A 19,996-nucleotide genomic window follows, 5' to 3' on the forward strand; every position below is an offset into this window, starting at 1 on the left:
ACAATCAAGCAAAATTATTGCAATATAATTACAAAAGAGTTATCATATCAAAAGTGCCTAGTCCAATTATAAACGACTTATTTATAATCGGAAGAAATTACATAAAAAAAACGGAGATGACATCATGAAGAAACTTTTAGCTATCATTTTGGGTACTCTATTGTTAATCGCTGCTTGCGGAACGACCGAACAGACGGAAGATAAAAAGAATGCCGCTGGAGAAAATAACGCATCCGAAGAAGTTAGCGAATTAGCAAAATTCCCTGAGTATTCCATTGTCAAAGAATATATCCCTAACGCTGCATATAAAGAAGGTCTTGAAAACGACGATGAAGATGAGCGTGTGATTTTATTTGAGAACGAGAATGGAAAAAGCTTCAAAAGTTTTTATTTAAAAAAGAGAAATATTTTGCAAATTAGAGATCTTGATGAAGATCGTCTGACTTATAACAAGATATTCCGTCCAGAAAAACAATAACTAATAAGTATGCTCCGATCAAAATTGAGATCGGAGCTTTTTAATTTTTTTGGCAGGAAAAAAAGGTGAGATGCTTGAATGTATTTTGTATCAATCACTTAGGGGTGTTTTATGATGAAGCAACGGCATGAGATATTATTTAAACAAATGGAGACGTATCGAAGTTATGTTATAGGTGTACTGGATGATGTAACGGAGGAAGAGGCGGAGTTTATACCGAAAGGATTCAATAATAATATTCGCTGGAATTTAGGCCATCTATATCTTGATCAGTACTTATGGATACAGGCGGTAACGAAAGAAGAAACAGCAGCTCCGGAAGAATTTAATAGATGGTTTGGATTTGGAACATCGCCGAAGGATTTTACAAACGAAACCCCTTCATTCGATGAACTTAAATTTATACTAGAAAAGCAACCTAAGGAAATAACAAGAGAATACGGCAGTAGAGTAGAAAAGGAATTCTCTCCAACAGAGATGGGGATGCATACGATTGAGCAGGTGTTAGTCCGCACAATCTTTCACGAGGGAATGCATTTACAAACGATTTTAGATATAAAAAAATTAATATAAGTTTGTGATGGCGGAGAAGGTGGGATTCGAACCCACGCGGCAGTTGCCCGCCCTAACGCATTTCGAGTGCGTCCCCTTCAGCCGGACTTGGGTACTTCTCCAAAATTGAAAATGCTGTTGATAGAACTAGAAGCCAAATGCCTAGCATTAAGAGTTACTTTTACTACCAGCTGTCTGCACTAGAATGTATTATAATGATAATACTTTTTTAGGATCATTTCAAATGATTTTTCACATGAGAAAATTGGCAAATATGCTTATATTTTGTTGCATTTACCCAGCTGTTTTATCGGCTCTTTCCCCAAAATCACCGTTTTTCACCCATTTCCGGCGTTACAGGTTTCATCTTTTGCCTGTGGACATAAACTGGATAGAGAAAATGAACAAACGAGGTGATTAAATGGAAAGAAATTTTTACGGATATCCCGGAATGCCTATGAACTATTCTATGGGTAACCCTTGTTGTCCAAAGCAACATTATGTACAGCAATACCCTGTGACTATGCCTGTCCCTGTGTACCAACATCATGGACATCATCACTATGACACCCAGGTCCAGGTTCAAAATCAATCATTCACACCTTATCAAGTGACACAGTTCGACCACCATCCTCACCATAAGCATCATCACAAGAAGAAGTATTATAAGTAAAATTGGAAGAAGATACGGAGTTGCCGTATCTTCTTTTCATTTTGATATTTTCTTTTCTCAGATTTCAGTCTCGATTAAGGACAGATCGGGACCCAAACTATAAATCTTTAGGATTTCAGTCTCGATTGAAGGCGAATCGGGACTCAAACTATACGTCTTTCGGATTTGCGTCCCGATCGAACGCGAATCGAGACTCAAACTATACGTCTTTCGGATTTCAGTCTCGATTGAACGCGAATCGGGACTCAAACTATACGCCTTTCGGATTTGCGTCCCGATCGAACGCGAATCGGGACTCAAACTATACTTCTTTCGGATTTCAGTCTCGATTGAACGCGAATCGGGACTCAAACTATACTTCTTTCGGATTTCAGTCTCGATTGAACGCGAATCGGGACTCAAACTATACTTCTTTCGGATTTCAGTCTCGATTGAACGCGAATCGAGACTAAAACTCTACGTCTTTTGGACTTCAGTCTCGATCGAAGGCGAATCGAGACTAAAACTCTACTTTTCTTAGATTTCAGTCTCAATTGAGTCCTCATTTAGATTTAAGTCCGTACCAGGAGGTTTTTTAACAACATCCCTCCAAGCACGTATTCCTTTTTGTCTCTATTAAAGCGAAGCCAATTTACTTGCGGATTTCAAGCTCTCCCCAATTAGCGTCTTTATTTTCACAACCGCCTCGTCCACATGTTGGACACTCAACGTTACTTTTTGGCCCTCGGGATATTGGTCTGCAGTATATTTGTAACGTGGATCGTAATAATGTTCCAATAATAATCTTACGAACCAATAAAAATCATCAGATTGCAGGCAATTCTCTATTTGGGCTGCTATAGGAGTGTGAATTCGTGATTTTATTTTACGAAATGCTTCGGTGAAATCGCTTTTGTATTCCCAAGGGCGATATTCATTTAAAATATGATTGACCCTTTCTTCCATGGGCATTTCAATAAAAATTTGTGTTCCTTTTTCTTTAAGCTCGTTTAAGCTCGGCGGGATGACCGCCCTTCCAATTCTTTTACTCTCTCCCTCAAACAACAAATATGAGAAATCCTTTAATTTCTCTAGCCGTTCAACCAAAAGGGCATCAAACGTTTTTTGGTTATGGGGATGTAATCCAATTTGTCCAAAAATGGATCCACGATGATTCGCCATTTGCTCCAAATCAATTACAGGGTACCCTTCGTTCTGAAGCTTACGCAAAATAAGTGTTTTTCCTGTTCCAGTGTTGCCATTAAGAACGAATGCTTTTTGAGAAAAGTCCATATTCTCCAATTTATCGACAATCCACTTCCGGTATGCCCGGACTCCCCCCTGTAAACGATTCACTTTTACATTCATCAAATTCAAAAAAGTAGCAGAAGCTTTACTCCTCATACCCCCACGCCAACAAAAAACAGTTATATCACCATTTATATTTTTAAAAGCTTTTACAAAACTTGGAAGCTTTGCTGCAACGATTTCAAGGCCTCGATCTTGAGCAGCATCTGGACTCACCTGCTTGTATAATGTTCCAATCTCAGCCCTTTCTTCATCATCAAATATGGGAATATTTAAGCTGCCTGGGATGGTGGAATTAGCAAATTCAGAAGGTGACCGAACATCCACAAGGACAATCCCGTCTTTTCCTTTTAACTCCATCAAATCTTCAATTACTATATCTTGGAACATAATACCTCTCCTCGCAACCTTTAGATAACAACAATTTTACCTAAATGGTCATCTTTTACCTCTCCAATAATTGCCGCCTCGACTCCAGCTTCAAGCAGTTCGGCTAAAAGCTCTTCCGCATCGTTACCATCAACAGAAATTAAAAGACCACCTGATGTAACGGCATCGCATAAAATCCATTGGTCAATTGTATCCATATTTTCAGGAAAAGATACGGAATCCTGTATATGTGCGTGATTGTTTTTTGTTCCACCCGGGATAACGCCTTGTTTCGCCAATTCTCTTACTCTTTCTAAAATAGGAACCCGCTCCTTCACAATCCGGATTCCCACTCCGCTTCCTTTCGCCATTTCCAGTGAATGGCCAAGCAAACCGAAGCCAGTTACATCTGTACAAGCATGTACATCATAACCCTCCATTGTTTCGGCTGCTTTTTTATTTAAAGTCGTCATTACAGCGGTTACCCGATCAATTTCTGATTGATTCAATAACCCTTTCTTCAGGGAAGAGGTTAATATTCCTACTCCTATCGGTTTTGTTAAAATCAATTTATCCCCTGGCTTAGAACCCGCATTCGTTCTTACTCTTTCAGGGTGTACCAAACCTGTTACAGCTAAACCGAATTTTGGCTCCTTATCATCTATGGAGTGACCTCCCACAAGCGTTGCTCCAGCTTCCTGCAACTTATCTGCTGCCCCTCGTAAAATTTCAGACAAAATCCTCTTTTCTAATGTAGCGATTGGAAAGGCCACAATATTGAGTGCCGTCAATGGCTTTCCGCCCATTGCGTAAATATCACTGATCGCATTTGCAGCCGCAACTTGTCCGAAGGAATAAGGGTCATCGACAATCGGAGTAAAGAAATCAACAGTTTGTACGATTGCCATGTCATCATTCAGTTTATATACTCCTGCATCATCACTCGTATCAAGGCCTACAAGTAGATTAGGATTTTCGGATGGAGGTGGCAGCATCCGTATTACTTCCTCCAAGTCGGCAGGACCGATTTTACAGCCACAACCACCTTTTGAAGATAGTGAAGTAAGTTTAACTAAATCAGAGTTTACCATACAGAACCAACCTTTCTTTGTTGGACATTATATATATAATAATAAAACTTGGAAGATATAATTCCCAGCTATTAGATTCAGTTTTTTAAAAGTATTGAATACTACCATTCTTTTTTAAATACAAAAAAAGTGGGTAGTTCTTAATGAGGCTACCCACTGCCGATTCATTTGATTTCTCTAATGTCTTTGTTTCTTTAATTGTTCGATGCTATCACGTACAATCGTAGCAGCTTGGCTCATGACCGCTCCGCCACCAATGGCGGCTGCAACACCGATACTTTCCATTATCTCTTGTTCTGTGCATCCTTGATCTAGACAACCTTTTGTGTGGTAAATCATACAGTGTTCATTTTGGGAGTAAATACTGATGCATAAACCCATTAACTGCTTATATTTTTGAGGGATTTCTCCTTCACTAAAGGCTACTTCTGTAAAATTATTAAAAGCACTAACAAGCTCAGGCATACTTTTTTGGTAGTTGCCAAGCCCTTCTTTATAATGAACTAAATGTTGTTCAATTGATGCATCTTGTTGGTATTCCATGTTCAAAATCACTCCCTATTTTTTTGTTAGTATGAAGCAAAGGGGTACTCCTTATCCTCTCAAAAAAGCTATTAATAGATGAGCGATATATGAACCAATTGTTTGTACTATTCATACAGTAGGCAACAGGAGGGATGATAATGGGTTCAGCGAATTCTTTTATACAAGAAATGTTAGTTCTTTATGCTATTGCTTTATTGGGATTTGTTGCGCGAAAACGTGGAATTTTGAATGAGCATGCCGATGAAGTTTTAACCCAGCTGGTTCTTTATATCACTCTGCCCTCTCTCATCTTGTTCTCGTTAGACATTCCATTTTCGGTACAGGTTATCCATGAATTACTTTGGCTAGTTTTTATGTCAATTTATATTTTGGCCATTTCGATTTTACTTGCTGCTAAGATGAGAAAAAGTTCCCGTCTTCAAGAGAAACAGCGGAAAGTTTACGAAGGTCTTACTATATTCGGAAACCAAGGTTTTATCGGTTATGCCGTTAGCTTTATCCTTTTAGAAGAACAAGGAATTGTATATTTAACCATGTTTAATATTTGCTATTTGATTCTAATTTGGACATATGGAGTGCATATTTTTACAAAGTCTAAAAATCGAATCCATTGGCGGAAAGTTTTTTGGAACCCAGGAATTATTGCAACTTTTATCGGACTATGCGTCTTATTCCTTCCCTTTAGTTGGCCGGAAATGATTGCTAAGCCACTAGAAAATGTCGGTAAAATGACCATTCCACTTTCCATGATGCTGATTGGGTCTCTATTTGCCAAAGTGCAATTTAAAGAATTGCCCTTATCATTAAAAAATATTTATTTATGGAAGTCTGCATTGACAAAGCTGATCTTAATACCACTTTGTTTGCTTCCCTTTATCGCCTTATCAGCGCCTTTTTCCTTATTGTTGATTGCCATAATTGTTTCCGGAATGCCCTCTGCTCCTACTATTTCGTTATACGCACAAAAATACGGAGCAGATACACTTTTTGCCTCCACAGGGGTGCTATTGACTACATTAATGTGCCTGTTTACAATCCCACTTCTTTACTTTGTATTATCGTTTTTTTATTAGCCATAATTTTTCCTTGTTTAGCAATCCGTTATTTCTCCATACTAAAAACGGAGGTGGAAAAATGACACTTGTGCGTCTTGGCTATGTTGCTTTAAGCATGGAGCTTCAAAATGCTTCACCGTCAAAAACAATGACATATGCAAATTTCCAAAAACTAAAAGATCGCGAGGCAGCAATACGAAAGTTGGAACAAATTGCCTTAACCAATTTACAAAATACATTACGTCTACTAAGACATAACGTTGCATACGACATTCATTTTTACCGAATGACATCTCGACTTATCCCTTTGGCAACCCATGAAGCACTTCAAGATTGGGATTATTTAACTCCTATTCAGGAAAAGCTTCTTGAGATTGGGACCTTCATTAAAGAACATGATTTGAGAGTTGACTTTCATCCCGACCACTTTGTCCTTATTAATTCGTTAAAGCCAGATGTTTTGAAAAACTCCATCCTTACATTAAAACACCATTATTTATTATTAAAGGGGATGGATCTTAATCCAACTCATCGCTGTGTTATGCATGTTGGAGGTAATTATAAGGAAACAGAAAATTCACTTGAACGATTTGTAGAAAATTGGATGGTTGTCCCTCGAGGAATACAAAAAATGATTATGCTCGAAAATGATGATAAATCTTTTACTTTGGAAGATACCTTATACTTGTGTGAAAAGCTAGGCATTCCTCTTGCTTTTGATTATCACCATCATCTTGCCCACCATCAAAATAGTGATTGGCAGTCTAATTGGGAACGAGTAATCCAAACATGGACAACCTCTCCATTCCCCATAAAAATGCATATATCCAGTCCAAAAAGTGAGAAAGCTTTTCGTCATCATTCAGATTATGTCGATGTTGAAATGTTTTTCACTTTTTTAAAAGAAATTAAAGGGACTATCCCGCAAATTGACTGCATGATTGAGGCAAAGAAAAAAGATGAGGCCCTTTTTAAATTAATGGATGACTGTCGAAAAAGGGAAGACGTTGAAATCGTTGATGGTTCATCCTTTTATATAAAATAACGAATTCCGAGCATTGACTAAGATACTCGGAATTCGTTCATTACTATATGGAGGACTTTTCTGCTGAAACGTCTTTCTTTCGCCATAGCTTTCCTGGCCAAAAGGCATATCGGCCAAGGACAGTCGTAATAGCAGGCACAAGGAGCGGTCGAACAATAAATGTATCTAGAAGTACTCCTATAGCAGTGACGATTCCAAATTGCACAAGGACTTGAATTGGAAGTGTAGCCAATACCGCAAACGTTCCTGCCAAAATTAAACCGGCAGATGTAATGACGCTTCCCGTTTGGATGACACCATTGGAGATGGCCTCTTGATGATTTTGAATTCGTTTGTTTTTCCATATTTCTGAAACCATGAAGATATTGTAGTCTTCCCCTAAAGCCACAAGAAAAACAAATGCGTATAATGGAATGGCACCTTGGATAGCCGAATCTCCTAATCCATAATGAAGGACAAGCCATCCTGCCCCAAGAGCCGAGAAGAATGACAGAACAACCGTTGCTACCAGATAAATCATCGCTGTCAGAGAACGTAAGTACAATAAAAGCAATAAAGAGATGATACTAATCATGACTGGAATAATGACGGATTGGTCTCTGTCTGTTGTTACTTTTGTATCATAAAGGGCAGCCGTTTCTCCCCCAATCCAAAAGTGACTTTCTGCATCTTTTATTCCGGATTTATCCATTATCTCCTTCAGATAGTCCCGTAACTCTGGGATTCGATTGATCGCCTCTACTGAATAAGGATTTTCTTTTAACGATACTTCATATAATTGTAGTTGCAAATTGTTTTTGCCTTGTAATGGATTCATAACACTTTCAATAAATGCAATTTGTTCTAGCCGCTCCATCCATTCCTCATGCTTTCCTTCCGTATCAATTACAATTTTGACAGGTGCAAGCTCACCAGCAGAAAAATGATTTGCGATTAAATCAAAACCTTCTCTAGATGGCATATCTTTTGGAAATGATTCCAATAAATTATACGTATAATGGATGCGTGGAACAAATGAAGCTAAGCCTACTAATAGGATCAGCGCAAATATTATTATAGTCCATGGCCGATGAGTGACCATCCGCCCTAAGCCTTTACTGAATTTCCCCTTTTCTTTTCTTTGTTTAATCGTGCTCCCTTTCTTTTTTGATAATGCTTCCGTCATTTTTATTGTTCGAGGTATAAATGGATAAAACGCCGCTCTGCCAAAAATAGCTAGTAAAGCTGGCAAAAGAGTTAATGCAGCTATGCCCATCAATAGTACGGCTAAGCTAAAAGGCACTGCAAACCGATGAAAAGAGCCGTAATGAGCAAGACCCAATGTCGCCAATCCAATTACAACTGTCAAGGCACTCATCGTAACAGCTCCACCAGATTCCTTGATTGCCGTTTGGAGTGCTTTAAATTTGTTTTCTTCATGAAGCAAAGTATCTCGATATCTTGAAATCAAAAACAAGCAATAGTCCGTTCCTGCTCCGAACAATAAGACCGTCATAATAGAAACTCCTTGAGCGTCGGCGGTAATCCAACCGTGATCTGCAAGAAATCCTAAAATGGGGCTTATCAATCCGTATGCAAAGCCGACCACAATTAAAGGTATGATGGCCATAAACGGAGAACGATACAAAAGAATTAATAAAATTAAGACTAATAATACGGTCGCAATTAACAATTTTACATCTGCTTGACTGAATAAGTTGGCTGCATCTGTCTGTATACCTACAGGACCGGATAATCTTACATGCAAGCCCGGTTCAGAAAGTTTTTTTTCAAAAGGATCTTCATTTAACGTTTGGTTTACTCTTTCTACCAATGATTTCATGTTTTCTTGTAAAATTTCCGTCCCAGCGTTCTTATCGAAAAAAATGGGAGTCACAATCGAAGTGCCGTCTTTAGATGAGCTCTGAGCAAGTGCGGGAACAGGTACATTTCCGAGCGGGGGTAAAGTTGTCTGCATGTTTAATGGCTCATCATTTAAAGATGAATACAATTTTTGGATAGCTTCATAATCTTGATCTGTCAGTTTGTCATCCCTATGCCAGACGATTAAAACAGGATTACCTGCATCGTTGGGAAATTCCTTTTTAATCAGGATGTCTGCCTGCCGAGACATCGAAGCAGCAGGCAGATCCTCTACTGAATCATCTTCAACCGTATTTACGGCTGGCCATGAAAAAGATAAAACGAGGGTCAATAACACCCAAATGGCTAAAGTAATCCATCTTGATAACGAGCCACCAACGAATTTTCCCCATGTATTAAAAGGGTGAAATTTCATCTAAAACACTTCCCTCCACATTTTTATTTTAATTATATATACTGGTAAGTTAATTTTTCAAGATATAAATTTTTTATGATATAATATTATATAATTTATGGTTTAAGGAGAGAAAATCGTGGAACAGAAACAGCGTCCGATAGGAAGACCACGGCAGGACGAACAAGCAAAACCAACTAAAAACGTTATATTAGATGTTGCTACTCGTTTGTTTTTGGAGCATGGCTATCAACTTGTTTCAATGGATGATGTTGCCCAAGCATGCGGAGTTACGAAAGCAACCGTTTATTACTATTATTCTAAAAAAGCAGAACTATTTACTGATGCTATGGTTAAAATGATGATGCGGATTAGAAAGCAAATGAATCAAATATTATCGAGCGATCGCCCATTGAAAGAACGTTTATATACATTTGCCGATTCCTTTTTACGAGCAACCATTGCTATTGATGTAAAAAGCTTTTTTAATGAGGCTAATACCTCTTTATCTGTAACACAAATTCAAGAAATTAAAAATGCGGAAAAACAAATGTATAAGGTGCTTGAGGAAGCATTGGAGGAGGCTATGTTGAAGGGTGAAATTTCACAAGGCAACTCCAAACTAGCTGCTCATGCTTTTGTAGCTATATTGACAGTAGGCAACTACAAAGATGCTGATGAGAACCGTCTCTTCCCTATTGATGAAATGGCTAAACAACTTGTAGGATTTTATTGGAACGGATTGGTTAATAAATAATTATAATAAAATACACCGAGGTCGAAATGCACTCAAACTTTTGGCTAAAAGATTCCGCATTGTGTTATTAGGCTGCTTAAGTGGTACAATCAACAAGTCAAAACATATAAGCAACAATGAGGTGTTAACCATTTTAAAGATGCGGAAAGAGCGGCTTTTGAATATATTAAAAATTTTATTCCCGCTCCTCTTATTAATATTGGCGGTCATCGAAATACAAAAGTCAGTTAAAGGCGTCGATATGAATCTACTCCAACAGGAAGTAAGCCAACTCCAAATTTGGGAAGTGGTTTTATTTTTCATTATTGCGCTTTGTGCAGTTTCTCCCATGTTCTTATACGATGTGATGATCGTTAAACTACTAGGGATTAAAATATCTCCAAAAAAGTTAGTAAAACAGTCTTTTATCGTGAATACATTTTCCAATATTATTGGATTTGGCGGCCTTGTCGGCTTAATGTTAAGAAGTTATTTTTATACAAAATACGATGTAGAAAAACAAGGATTATTGAAAACAATTGCTTCTGTCACGCTATTTTATCTTACTGGAATTTCATTAATCGCTTGGGTTATTCCAATTGGATATCGCAATTTCCCTTTGTTTCATGATACGAAGTGGCTCATGCTTGCAGTATTGGCCGTCATTTTATATTTACCATCATTTATTGGCGTTTATATTTTTCAAAATAAGCGAATGAGTAGTTCACCTTTAAAACTCCAGGTGGCGGGTAAGCTTGTAATTGTTTCGGCACTTGAATGGGCAGCTGTATTCTTTGTTATTTGGTATTTAACATATTTATTAAATATTCCCATTCCTTTACCTAGCTTAATTCCTATTTTCATCATTGCTTCCTGCGCCGGGATTGTCAGTATGATTCCCGGTGGAATTGGTTCATTTGACCTCGTTTTCCTTTGGGGGATGCAAAGCTTCGGGATTCTTGATGAAAAGGTACTTTTTCTGCTCATATTATATCGACTAGGCTATTTTATTTTTCCTTTCCTATTAGCCGTCGTCCTTTTCATTAAGGAATATTGGGATAGGTGGAATCATTCATGGAATAACCTGCCGAATATCTTCTTTCAACGGGTTAGTCATATCACTTTAACCGTTCTTATTTTTATATCAGGACTAATTCTTTTGCTTTCAGCTGCCGTACCAGGCGTGTTGTACAGGCTAAAAATCGCAGAAAAGTTTTTATCGCAGCCAATTATGCAAGTTTCACATCAATTGACTGTTGCCGCAGGCTTTATTCTTTTGGGGTTATGCAGAGGGATCGAATATAAGGTAAAAAGAGCTTACTATTTAACGATTTTAGTGCTATCCCTTGCTGCTGTCTTTTCTGTGTTAAAAGGAATTGATTATGAAGAAACTATATTTTTATTAATTGTAGCTTCCCTTTTATTTTTGTCTAAAAAGCGATTTTATCGCGAAAGTTATGTAATAACTTGGGGGAAGGGCCTTGTTGATATTACTGTTGTCATCATCATCACAGCTATGTATATCTTAATTGGATATATGAATTTGCCAACGTCAAAGTTCAATATTCCTGTAAGGCTCCGTCCTCTTGTCATTACTGATTATAATGATTTGTTCTACAGCGGGATCATTGGGGTCGTAATTGCTGGTTTCATTTTAGTTTTGGGTTATTTTATCCGGAAACCGAAGCTAATCGCGAGTGAACCCTCGATCCATCAGGAGCAAAAAATAATGAAACATATTGAGAAATTTAAAGGGACTGTGCTTTCTCATCTTATCTTTCTGCACGATAAATTTGTTTTCTGGAATAAAAGCGAAACCGTTCTATTTAGCTATCAAATATATGCCGATAAGATTATTATACTTGGTGACCCCGTAGGAAATAGAGAAGATTTTCCTTCCGCTATCGAAGAATTTCTAGAAACGGCTGACCGTTTTGGTTATAGGTTAGTTTTCTATGAGGCAAGCAATAAAATCATTCCCCATTTACATGAATATGGTTTTGACTTTTTCAAACTAGGTGAAGAGGCATTCCTTGATATAGATAAATTTGCACTTACCGGAAAGAAAATGAAAGGGAAAAGGGCGATAAAAAATAAATTTGAAAGAGAAGGCTACTTGATTGAGGTTATGGATCCACCTTTTCAAACGGATCTATTACTAGTATTAAAAGAGGTTTCAGACAAATGGCTTGATGGCAGAAATGAAAAAAGCTTTTCACTCGGATATTTCAATGAGCATTACTTGAATATGTCAAAGATCATAGTATTAAGAGGAGAAAATGGAATTATTGGTTTTGCCAGCATTATGCCTATGTATGATGAGGACAAGACGATATCTGTTGATTTAATGCGCTTTATTCCAGGTGCCCCCGCCGGAACAATGGATTTTATTTTTATTTCTCTGTTTGAATGGGCAAAGGAATCAGGCTATCATACATTTAATTTAGGGATGGCCCCCCTTTCTAATGTCGGACAATCAAAGTTTTCTTTTTTAAGCGAAAGAATGGCCGCTCAATTATTTTTACATGGTCATTTTCTTTACCATTTTAAAGGGTTAAGAAATTTCAAGGAAAAATATGCAGATAAATGGGAACCCAAATATTTGGCTTACCGAAAAAAGTCATCCTTAACCTTTACAATGGCGCAGGTCACGCTTTTAATCAGTAAAAAAAGGGATTAAAGCCGATTAGCTTAAGGGGAATCGGCTTATTGCGCCTGCAAAGTTCTTAATCGGTATGCGTTCATTGCTGTTTCACCAAGATGATCTAGCAAATTATAGTTTGCATATGCACCGACGATCGCGCCAAATCCAGGAATCAATTGCAACATTTTAACGAAATCAATATAATCTCGATATTCCTGCTGGAACTTTTGCCAATCCATATCCATTAGAAATTGCTTCTCTTCCTCCCAGTTTTCAATAATATGAAAGGTTTCCTTTCGTTTTTCATCGCTAGAAAAAGCAAGTTGAAAAACGTGAAGTATAAACAAGCGCTCTTCATACTCATTTGTATCAAAACCATAAATGGCAGCCGCTTCAAATAAAAATTTAATCTCAATGGACAATAATAATGGAAAATCAGCTAAACCGAGCAAAATTCCGCCAGCACCCGTACCCGCGCCTTCAATAACAGCTGTTTTTCGATAAGTGGACAGCTTTTCTTTAAGTAGTTCGTCCTTCTCATAAAGATTCATACCAAGGGTTTGATGCTTCTTCGTCGTTACGTTTGATCCGACTAAAGTTGCTTTTACCATGTTTTTAATACTTTCCGTCATAACGGCATGCACTTTTTCAGGAATCAGTTTGTTAACTTTCGTTTGCGCTTTTTTCGATATTCGATTAATGAGGCTTGACTGCTTAAGCATTTTTCCTTTCCAAACCTGCAACTCATCCTGTACCTTTATACTATATTCAGTCATATCCTATCATCCTCTTAAATTTGCTAGTACAAAAGTATACGTAAACTGAACTAAAAAGATTCACTCTATGTGGTGCCGCCGATCTTTTTGCATCAATATTACATCGATTTTTGTTTCAATTCTTTGTAGGGTTTGAAGTATTTTTTCATTATAATGAACATCCGCTTTTACTGTGTCTTTACTGTGCACCAATGTTTCTTGATAACGACGTACAGATTTCAAATCCATTATGTCCCTCCTGATTCACTCGTTTGTTCTCAATAAAGAATATAATTTAATCATATAACGAATCAGGATGGATTACAACATAATCAATGAAAAAGCCCAGATTCTTTTGACTTTTTTAATAGCGCTTGCGTCTTTTTGCTAAGAGGTTCTTTTAAAAATGTACCTAGCAATAAGGCGATTAATCCAAATACGGAAAGAAATAAAATGTCATGCAGCACCCTTTCCAATACAATCCCCCCTACCGATTCTCTCATTAAATCGACAGCATAAGTGAATGGTAAAAACGGACTGATGATCCGAAAGAACTTCGGCAGGAGTACGACGGGATAAGTTCCCCCAGAACCCGCAATTTGTAAGACAAGCATAATGATCGCCAGCGCCTTTCCTACATTTCCAAAGACTGAAACAAGCGAATAGACAATTAACATGAAAACGAGACAAATAAAAAGTCCAAAAATGACGAACCAAAAGGGAGCGCTGACTGATACACGAAGAATAAATACATCTCCCAATGTAACAATAAGTGTTTGTAAAAATCCAATCGTTAAAAAGGTTAAAAACCTACCGAAGTAAATTTGTCTTCCTGTATATAGATCATGTTGATGTAGATCAACAGCTAATAGAGAAATGAGCAAAAGTGCACCTACCCAAATGGAAAGCACTGTATAGAATGGCGTCATGCCTGTGCCATAATTTTTAATCGGGAAAAGTTTATGCTCGTTTAGCTTCACAGGCTCCTCAAAGAAATTACGTTCTGCATTCGGATCATGTCGGAGTAAATTTATGATTTCATTAATATCTGCTTCACTTTTTACTTTTCGAATTTTGTCCGCAAGTTCTTTTACCTTTGAATTCACATACGGAAACTGACCATGTGCGTAATCTAACGCCTTTTTACCTTCTTTTAAATTCCCTTGTGTACTTTTTAAAACTCGTTCAACTTCCGTTAAGGTGGATTGAGCCTCTGTTAAGATCGCTTTCGCATTTGACAAAGTTTTTTTCGCATTCGCTTCATCAGCTAAAATCGTCGGCTCAATCGAATCATTATATTCTTTAATAAAAGCATCCAATTTTGCGGGAACTGTAGATGCCTTATCTTTTATTGATTCGAGTGTATCTTTAATCTCATGCCTTTTCTGGATCAAAAATTGATTAATATCCGTTATTTGGCTTCCGACAGTTTGCAAAGCTGCCTTTAATTCACCCGTTTTTGCGATTGACTCATCCAGTTGTTCACTGCCAGCGCCTCCTCCCTGTTCGGTATTAATCTGTTTAAGCTTTATTAAAGATAATTCAATCGTATCAATTGTTTGCAGTGCATTATTAAACTGATCCTGCAAGTTTTTTTGTAACTGTTCCCCCTTGCTTAAATCTATATTTACGTTTTGGGCATTGTTTAAAAAGTTGTTAATATCAGCGGAGATCTTCTGAACCTTCACCACATCCGTTATAATTGTTGGAGCGATGGCATTCAGCCGGTCTTCAGCTGCTGTTATAAAATCAGTTGTTTTATTAATGGTATCAAGTCCATTATTAGTAAGCTGCCTGACCTCCGGAATTTCCCCTTCTGCTTTGTTCAGAATGTTCTCTGCTGAAGCTGCGTCGGACAGTGATTCATTTAAAACACGATTGATTTCCGGCAAGTTTTTTTCAAGTATAAATATGTAACGCTCGAATCTTTCAATATCCGGTAGATCGCGCTCCAATTCGAGGCCAATCTCATTGAACAAATCAAAAATAACCCCATTTACTGTGGAAATGAACTTGCTGCTCACTTGCTCAACAATAAGAGAGGCTCCTTTTTGGGTAATTTTCGGTGAAACCGAATTGATTTTTTCATTAACGTAATATTCCATTTGCGCTTTTTCTGGTTTAGCAGAAATGACGGTTGCCAATTTTTCAGAGAAATCCTTTGGTATGATAATCACAGCAAAATAATTGCCATAATCGACCTCTTCCATTGCTTTCTTCCGATTCGTGAAATGCCAATCCATGCTTTTATTTGTTTTTAAAGTCTTTACTAGCTATTTCCCTACATCGATATCCTTATCACGAATTTTAGCTCCCTGATCCTCATTTACAACTGCAACAGGAAGGTTGCCTGTTTCTGAATACGGGTCCCACATCGCCGCAATATTAAGCCATGCATATAGGGAAGGAAGTACAATAAGGCCGCCGATCATAATGGCGGCAGCCCAGTTTGTAAAGATGTTTTTTATGTCATTTGTGTATATCTTTTGGATGCTTTTCATGATTTATTTACCCTTTTTAATGAGATATATGTATTAATTTACCCATTAAAAAGCTATATAACCCGACCATTTAGAAAATCTGAAAGTCCCTCCACTCATCCGGCATCATTTTTTTATATTTGGGCTGAAGATAGCGATCATCGAAAAGCATAATGATACCTGTATCCGTTTCTGTTCTAATAAGGCGTCCGCCGGCTTGAAGGATTTTATTCATCCCAGGAAACACATACGCGATATCATAGCCATTTTGTCCATTTCTAGAAAAATAGTCCTTAATTAATTCTCGTTCAAAGCCTATTTGCGGAAGCCCAACTCCAACTAAAAAGACACCATTTAACCGATCACCTTTTAAATCGACACCTTCTGAAAAAATTCCGCCAAGCACCGCAAAAGCTAAAAGTGGTTCCTTTTGATCTGGTTGAAATTTTATTAAAAAATCTTCCCTTTCAAATTCAGACATTCCCGGACCTTGAATAATCGTCCGAATCCCCATATTGCATAACGACCATTCTTCAAAAACGCGATTCATATATTGATAAGAAGGAAAGAAAATAATATAGTTCCCAGGACTTTTTTTGATGACAGCTTCAAGTGATCGAACAATCGGCAATACGGATCCTTCCCTATCACGATATCTTGTAGATAATGGCTGAACCTTTACATCCGTCTGTTCTTTCGCGAAAGGGGATGGAATCGATACAGTATAATCTTCTTCTTTGCCTCCGAGCATCATCATGAAATAATGTAATGGAGACAATGTGGCTGAAAAATAGACCCGCGATTTAAATGACTTCCCTGCTTGATAAACTACAGTGGAAGGATCCAAACAAAACATTTTGATCATCACTTCATTGCGATTTACTTCAATATATGTGACATATTGTTCGTCATACAGCTTAGCGATGCGCGACCAGCTCAAAGCTGCAAAATAAGCATCGAGCAAAGCTTGGGCATCCTCTCTTTCCGACCCCCTCCTTTGTAATACTTGCTCCGCATCTTCAATGAATTTTTCAACAAGCTCATTAAATTCTTCATCTATTTCTTGTAAAACTTGATATTGTTCACCATCCGACTGCTTCCTGAGACGAATGAAAAAATCATTTATTAACTTTGCAGATTCAAAAACCTGACTAGGTTTATACAAACGCTTTAATTCTAAGAACATCCTTTTCTCCAAGCTCGCTGAATACATATCTCTTGCTCGATCAACTAAGTTGTGCGCTTCATCGACTAGAAGGACCGTCTGTTTTTTTGTCTCATCAAACATACGTTTCAATGATACACGTGGATCAAAAATATAATTATAATCGCAAATAACAGCATCCGAGGCGTATGCTAACTCCAACGAATATTCAAATGGGCACACCATGTGCTTTCTTGCGTATGTCTCAATAACTTTTCTAGACATCTCTGTCTCATTTGAAAGAATATCAAGTACAGCATCATTAATCCTGTCGTAAAAGCCATCCGCAAAAGGACAATGTTCTTTTGTACATATTTTATCTTCGGTAAAACAGATTTTATCTTTCGCCGTAATGGTGACTGATTTCACATTCAAACCTTTATTCACCATTAATCGAAATGCTTCCTCCGCTGTTTGACGAGTTGTGGTTCTGGCTGTTAAGTAGAAAATTCTCTTGAGGTCTCCTTCTCCGATTGCTTTTACAGCAGGAAATAAGGTAGAAACCGTTTTTCCAATCCCTGTAGGAGCTGTTGCAAATAATGTTTTTTTCTCTACGATTGTTTTATATACTGAGGCCGCTAATTGCCGTTGACCGTTTCTATATGATTCATATGGGAATTGAAGATTACGAGCGCTTTTTTTCAACTCTCGTTCATGTTCCTTTATCCACTTCGCATAAGGAGCATAGCTCTCTAAAAGTGTAAACATAAAATCTTCTAATTCTTGAAAGCTATAACTTTTTCTAAATTTCTTCGTCTCTTCCGATTCTTTTTGAAAATAAGTGAGCTGGACATTCATTTCTGTGAGGTCATGCTGTTTTATGTACATATAGGCATAACATTTCGCCTGAGCCCAGTGAACAGGATATGTATCTTCTGTAATGTCCCGAAGATTTCCAGATGTCGATTTGATTTCATCAATAGTAAATCCTTCTTTTGTACGAAGTAATCCATCACATCTTCCCTCAATAACAAAAAGGAGATGATCATAAACCATCTCAGTTTGAAGAAACACTTCACTTTCAGCATCTTCATCATAATTTTTTTGAATTTTGCGATGTGCTTTCGTTCCCTCAGTCAATGTACTAGCACTTCTAAAGCCTGATTCAATGCTTCCGCTTCGGTATACATATTCTACAAGGGGACGCACGGCTATTTTTATTTGATCATCCATTTTCTCACCTATTTTAATGGGATATATCTATTGTAGCACATGCGTTCGTTATTTATAATAATCAATTTTTCGTTTGAGAGTGAAAAATACATACAAATAAAGAATAAAAACTAGTCCCACTAAGCTTGCGGCGATTATTTGAAAGACATACCCTTTCCAAGTAGCAATTAAACCGGCTTGACATCCCAACAAGGCAAGAAACATCACTAAATAAAATTGAATCATCCGTTGAAATGTTTCTTTCACTGACTCACGATCGGAATATATTTTTTTAATATTTTCCTGATTAGCGGGCATTCGGAAATAATGAAACTTTTGAATAAATGATTCAACATGGTCCCAGCCTGCATCCTTATATAATTGAAAATAGTCGTCATCCGCATCACGAAAATCAATTTGATAGACATATGAATAGTTAGGTTCTTCCTCGAAATAATACATTCCTAAACGATATTTAGTAAAATGCAGTCCTTTTTGAGACATTTCTGTAAGCCATTGTTCCTCTTTATGAACATTAGAGGGGGTAAATAACTTAAATTTTTTGACTGTCATCATGTTCACCCTCCATTTCTTTAATGATGCCACTCGCATTTCTTACGAGAGATTCAAGGCGCTTGTATTCCATCTGGAGAACTTCTTTACCGAGTGGAGTAAGAAGGTAATACTTGCGTCTATCCTCCTTATCTACATCCGCTTTTGCAATAATCTTTTGTTTCTCGAGCTTTCCTAGCGCCCCGTACAACGTTCCCGGTCCCATCGTGACCTCTCCATGACTTATTTCTTCAACATCCTGCATAATCGCATATCCATGCCGCACTTCCCTTAGCGACAACAATATATAATAAGTCGCTTGTGATAGCGGTAAATAATCTTCAATTTGTTTCATCCAAATTCACCTGCTTTTATATATCGTCTATTGCTATATCGCGTATCAATATATCGTTTAACGATATATTAGCAAATTGTATTTATCTTTGCAATATGTTTTTTAAAAATGGGCATAAAAAAGGACTGAAGCAGCTAGCCCAGTCTTAATGTAATGTTGTTATTTGGTTATTTCACCCACAGCTTCAACATACTTAGGATACCACTTCTCCCACTCCGCTTTACGATTTTGTATAGTTCTTCCGTCTAGTAATGCACTAATCACATCAAGACACACATGCCATCCTGCTAGGTCTCTCGGTGTGTGGTCTGTTATTTTATTAATCTTTTCTTTTAATATGAACTGACATCCTGCTGAGTCTGGATGTAATTCAAATCGCACGACATCATCCGCCCAGGTGAATTCTAATACAGAATGAATTTTTAATTCAAGGATAGGCATTTCTATGAGATTCCCATCTCCCATATTAAAAGTATATGCCCCACCTTCGCGAAGATCCTTTACACGAAGTTCAGAAAACCATTGAGGTAATTTATCGTTGTCCGTCAACATGCCCCATACATTTCCCACTGGATGATTTAAGAAGCGATTAAATTGAGCTAGGTAACCGCGTTCTGTTTTTAGTAGTTTAGCAAGCATTGTGGTTCCTCCATTATTTTGTAAATAATTTTACGTTTATTAGTGTACCCCAGCAAAAAGATATGTACAGGATAAAACAAAGAGAAAGGATAGAAATGAACCAAGTACTGTCTGATTTCTAGGTGG

18 protein-coding genes and 1 tRNA gene are annotated in these 19,996 nt (G+C 37.5%); 6 read left to right on the top strand and 13 right to left on the bottom strand.

Annotated elements, in window-relative coordinates:
- The first annotated feature begins 124 nt into the window (after window positions 1–124).
- A complete protein-coding gene (locus NQ185_RS11190; RefSeq protein ID WP_257581872.1) occupies window positions 125–478 on the top strand; it encodes a hypothetical protein in 354 nt (117 codons plus the stop codon).
- 114 nt (window positions 479–592) lie between these two features.
- A complete protein-coding gene (locus tag NQ185_RS11195) occupies window positions 593–1,051 on the top strand; it encodes a DinB family protein (protein WP_257581874.1) in 459 nt (152 codons plus the stop codon).
- Window positions 1,052–1,059: 8 nt separating this feature from the next.
- Here the strand turns inward: NQ185_RS11195 and NQ185_RS11200 are convergent.
- The 4 genes from NQ185_RS11200 to NQ185_RS11215 all read right to left on the bottom strand — a co-directional run bounded on the left by NQ185_RS11200 (window position 1,060) and on the right by NQ185_RS11215 (window position 4,993).
- Window positions 1,060–1,152: transfer RNA gene (locus tag NQ185_RS11200), tRNA-Ser, on the bottom strand.
- Window positions 1,153–2,318: 1,166 nt separating this feature from the next.
- The gene (gene mnmH / locus NQ185_RS11205) at window positions 2,319–3,380 is read right to left on the bottom strand and encodes a tRNA 2-selenouridine(34) synthase MnmH (RefSeq protein WP_257581875.1); all 1,062 of its coding nucleotides are present in this window, start codon (window positions 3,378–3,380) and stop codon (window positions 2,319–2,321) included.
- Between the two features lie 20 nt (window positions 3,381–3,400).
- Window positions 3,401–4,450 carry a selenide, water dikinase SelD gene (gene selD, locus NQ185_RS11210; protein ID WP_257581876.1) on the bottom strand — a complete coding sequence of 350 codons (1,050 nt, stop codon included), beginning with the start codon at window positions 4,448–4,450 and terminating at the stop codon, window positions 3,401–3,403.
- Between the two features lie 177 nt (window positions 4,451–4,627).
- Window positions 4,628–4,993, bottom strand: a complete 366-nt coding sequence (locus tag NQ185_RS11215; protein ID WP_257581877.1) for a carboxymuconolactone decarboxylase family protein — start codon at window positions 4,991–4,993, stop codon at window positions 4,628–4,630.
- A gap of 140 nt (window positions 4,994–5,133) precedes the next feature.
- Between NQ185_RS11215 and NQ185_RS11220 the strand changes: the two genes are divergently transcribed.
- Window positions 5,134–6,069, top strand: a complete 936-nt coding sequence (locus tag NQ185_RS11220) for an AEC family transporter (RefSeq protein ID WP_257581878.1) — start codon at window positions 5,134–5,136, stop codon at window positions 6,067–6,069.
- A gap of 61 nt (window positions 6,070–6,130) precedes the next feature.
- Entirely contained in the window at window positions 6,131–7,096 is a 966-nt protein-coding gene (uvsE, locus tag NQ185_RS11225) for a UV DNA damage repair endonuclease UvsE (RefSeq protein WP_257581880.1), read from the top strand.
- Between the two features lie 43 nt (window positions 7,097–7,139).
- On the opposite strand, the gene NQ185_RS11230 is transcribed toward uvsE, so the two are convergent.
- Complete coding sequence (locus NQ185_RS11230; RefSeq protein WP_257581881.1) at window positions 7,140–9,374, bottom strand: MMPL family transporter; 2,235 nt, start codon at window positions 9,372–9,374, stop codon at window positions 7,140–7,142.
- Between the two features lie 118 nt (window positions 9,375–9,492).
- Between NQ185_RS11230 and NQ185_RS11235 the strand changes: the two genes are divergently transcribed.
- Both NQ185_RS11235 and mprF read left to right on the top strand, forming a co-directional pair.
- A complete protein-coding gene (locus NQ185_RS11235) occupies window positions 9,493–10,110 on the top strand; it encodes a TetR/AcrR family transcriptional regulator (protein WP_257581882.1) in 618 nt (205 codons plus the stop codon).
- A 157-nt stretch (window positions 10,111–10,267) separates the two neighbouring features.
- A complete protein-coding gene (mprF, locus tag NQ185_RS11240; RefSeq protein WP_257581883.1) occupies window positions 10,268–12,769 on the top strand; it encodes a bifunctional lysylphosphatidylglycerol flippase/synthetase MprF in 2,502 nt (833 codons plus the stop codon).
- Between the two features lie 26 nt (window positions 12,770–12,795).
- Here mprF and NQ185_RS11245 read toward each other — a convergent pair whose 3' ends face one another.
- The 8 genes from NQ185_RS11245 to NQ185_RS11275 form a co-directional block, all read right to left on the bottom strand.
- Window positions 12,796–13,509 (bottom strand): EcsC family protein, encoded by a 714-nt coding sequence (locus tag NQ185_RS11245; protein WP_257581884.1) that lies wholly within the window; start codon window positions 13,507–13,509, stop codon window positions 12,796–12,798.
- A 60-nt stretch (window positions 13,510–13,569) separates the two neighbouring features.
- Window positions 13,570–13,737 (bottom strand): hypothetical protein, encoded by a 168-nt coding sequence (locus NQ185_RS11250; protein WP_257581885.1) that lies wholly within the window; start codon window positions 13,735–13,737, stop codon window positions 13,570–13,572.
- An 83-nt stretch (window positions 13,738–13,820) separates the two neighbouring features.
- Window positions 13,821–15,698 carry a YhgE/Pip domain-containing protein gene (locus NQ185_RS11255; RefSeq protein ID WP_307000792.1) on the bottom strand — a complete coding sequence of 626 codons (1,878 nt, stop codon included), beginning with the start codon at window positions 15,696–15,698 and terminating at the stop codon, window positions 13,821–13,823.
- A 63-nt stretch (window positions 15,699–15,761) separates the two neighbouring features.
- The gene (locus tag NQ185_RS20165) at window positions 15,762–15,989 is read right to left on the bottom strand and encodes a YhgE/Pip domain-containing protein (RefSeq protein WP_307000794.1); all 228 of its coding nucleotides are present in this window, start codon (window positions 15,987–15,989) and stop codon (window positions 15,762–15,764) included.
- Window positions 15,990–16,059: 70 nt separating this feature from the next.
- The gene (locus NQ185_RS11260) at window positions 16,060–18,345 is read right to left on the bottom strand and encodes an ATP-dependent DNA helicase (protein WP_257581886.1); all 2,286 of its coding nucleotides are present in this window, start codon (window positions 18,343–18,345) and stop codon (window positions 16,060–16,062) included.
- 48 nt (window positions 18,346–18,393) lie between these two features.
- Window positions 18,394–18,897: a DUF2812 domain-containing protein gene (locus NQ185_RS11265; protein WP_257581887.1), complete on the bottom strand. Its 504-nt coding sequence runs from the start codon at window positions 18,895–18,897 to the stop codon at window positions 18,394–18,396.
- Complete coding sequence (locus NQ185_RS11270) at window positions 18,878–19,231, bottom strand: PadR family transcriptional regulator (RefSeq protein WP_257581888.1); 354 nt, start codon at window positions 19,229–19,231, stop codon at window positions 18,878–18,880. The genes NQ185_RS11265 and NQ185_RS11270 overlap by 20 nt, the downstream gene beginning before the upstream one ends.
- Window positions 19,232–19,390: 159 nt before the next feature.
- The gene (locus NQ185_RS11275; protein ID WP_257581889.1) at window positions 19,391–19,870 is read right to left on the bottom strand and encodes an SRPBCC family protein; all 480 of its coding nucleotides are present in this window, start codon (window positions 19,868–19,870) and stop codon (window positions 19,391–19,393) included.
- Window positions 19,871–19,996 lie beyond the last annotated feature (126 nt).

This window comes from Lederbergia panacisoli (assembly GCF_024626525.1).
In the GTDB taxonomy this organism is placed as follows: domain Bacteria; phylum Bacillota; class Bacilli; order Bacillales; family Bacillaceae_C; genus Lederbergia; species Lederbergia panacisoli.